This window comes from Perlabentimonas gracilis (assembly GCF_011174675.1).
Lineage (GTDB): Bacteria > Bacteroidota > Bacteroidia > Bacteroidales > Tenuifilaceae > Perlabentimonas > Perlabentimonas gracilis.
Genome location: NZ_JAANIG010000095.1, coordinates 1 through 1,709, shown reverse-complemented (window position 1 = coordinate 1,709; position 1,709 = coordinate 1). Strand labels below are relative to the sequence as shown.

The window sequence follows — 1,709 nt, the reverse complement described above, 5'->3', positions numbered from 1 at the left end:
CTCATCAGGATGCTGCTTTACAAAATCTATAAAATTCATTTTCAATATATTTTGTACAAATATAATAATTTAGGCACATTAGCGGATAATCATATAAAACTATTTATGCTCTCAAAATTGCGTTTCCCTTCAAGTGATGAGATATAGAAATCATCGGTAAACACATAATTAAATTCTATAGTTAAAGCAGCAGCGTATAAAGCTACTAATACTATCAAAACTACCCAATTGCTTATTCTAAAATACCTTTCGATTAATTTTATCATTTTATTTAACTCTATTAATACACAGAATATAGATGATAAATATACATAAATAAGTTTAATTACGCATAATTTTTGGCAGATTTATCTATTTTAACAAAAGATGTAATTCAATTATATTTCTATTTTCTATCAAGTGTATGGTATGACTTATTGTTGCAAGTTAAATTATGTCAAACATTCCAATGAAGAGTAAATGTAATCGATTTTCTAGGCTGCGCTGGAATTAAACAGCTCTTCCCGCAAAATAGGATTTGTGCGTTTGCCTGTGCGTTTTGCGGGATGTGCTGTTTGTGCGGTGGGGTTGCCTTGCTAATACCACTGTCTCTTGTCTTTGTGAGGGGGGGAGAAAAACAAAATTTCTTCCTAACTATCTAAATCCCTTTTCTTCAGGATAATTTCTGCTATCTGTCTTTTTTTTCTTGATTAATTATTGTTCGTAAGGACGTGTCGTTTTGGGGTTTAACACTTGCATACAACGGCTGGGGGTGTGAAAAGTGCTGGGATTGGGACAGCGTCCTAATCCCCCGAGACGAAGTCTCGCAAGAGGAGATTAGCTTGCTAATCGGCATGAAACCAGCATTTTTTGCACCCTTTGTTAGCGCATAGTGCCTTTTAGGTTAAGTCAACACTTAATCTAAGATGCCTTCCAAAACCTTCACGGAAAATTCTCATTAATGTCGATAATCTAATATCGGACGCATTATTTTCAATCCGTGATATATAATTCTTGGTCGTACCACATTTTTCGGCAAGTTGTTCTTGGGTCATTCCAATTTCCTTGCGAAGTTCTTGAAGCATAACACCAAGTTTAAAGGCTTCAAAACCTTCTTCAAATTTTTCTCTCTCTTCATTCCCACGAATTCCGTACTGTTCATCAAGATGTTCAGTGAAGGATTTCAGGTTTTTATTCTCGTTCTTTTTCATCGAAGTACTGTTTTTTAAGTTTCTCTGCCAATTCAATCTCCTTCTTTGGTGTTTTCTGCGATTTCTTTTGAAATCCATTCACCACAACGACCAATTTCCCTTTATCAAAGAAGCTGAACGCTCTAAAAATATTGCTTTGAACTTCTACTCTAATTTCATAGATTCCAGTTGAATTCGTTATGTGGCTAAAATATTTTTCTGGAACTCTGTCTATAGTTGCAATTAATTTCAAAGTCCAGTTAAACTTTGTCTTTACTTCTGGCTTCAGCTTGTTAAAGAAGTCCAGATAGTAATTCTTGTAGTAGAAAATATTTCTAACGAATTCATCCTTTTTCATCTCACAAAGTTACCTAATCAGATAACTATATCCAAATTTTTCGTGAATTTTTTTTGAAGGCAATTTTTCGTCTAGGCATTTGCGCTAACGGCTGGGGGTGTGCCCAGTGGGGGAGTGCGGCGCCAGCGGATTTATCCCCCGCTAAGAATAATGTTGCGAGCCCAATTGCCCCGAATATCTAG

2 protein-coding genes are annotated in these 1,709 nt (G+C 35.6%); both read right to left on the bottom strand.

Translation table 11 applies throughout. From position 1 onward, the window contains the following. Positions 1-878 precede the first annotated feature (878 nt). Complete coding sequence (locus G8O23_RS17220; RefSeq protein ID WP_166367155.1) at positions 879-1,190, bottom strand: helix-turn-helix domain-containing protein; 312 nt, start codon at positions 1,188-1,190, stop codon at positions 879-881. Further along, on the bottom strand, positions 1,171-1,527 hold the full coding sequence (locus G8O23_RS17215) for a type II toxin-antitoxin system RelE/ParE family toxin (RefSeq protein ID WP_166367153.1): 357 nt from the start codon (positions 1,525-1,527) through the stop codon (positions 1,171-1,173). The genes G8O23_RS17220 and G8O23_RS17215 overlap by 20 nt, the downstream gene beginning before the upstream one ends. Between the last annotated feature and the right edge of the window lie 182 nt (positions 1,528-1,709).

Coding starts and splice junctions, on each gene's coding strand:
- G8O23_RS17220 (WP_166367155.1), bottom strand. CDS start 1,190: ATGAAAAAGAACGAGAATAAAAACCTGAAATCCTTCACTGAACATCTT.
- G8O23_RS17215 (WP_166367153.1), bottom strand. CDS start 1,527: ATGAAAAAGGATGAATTCGTTAGAAATATTTTCTACTACAAGAATTAC.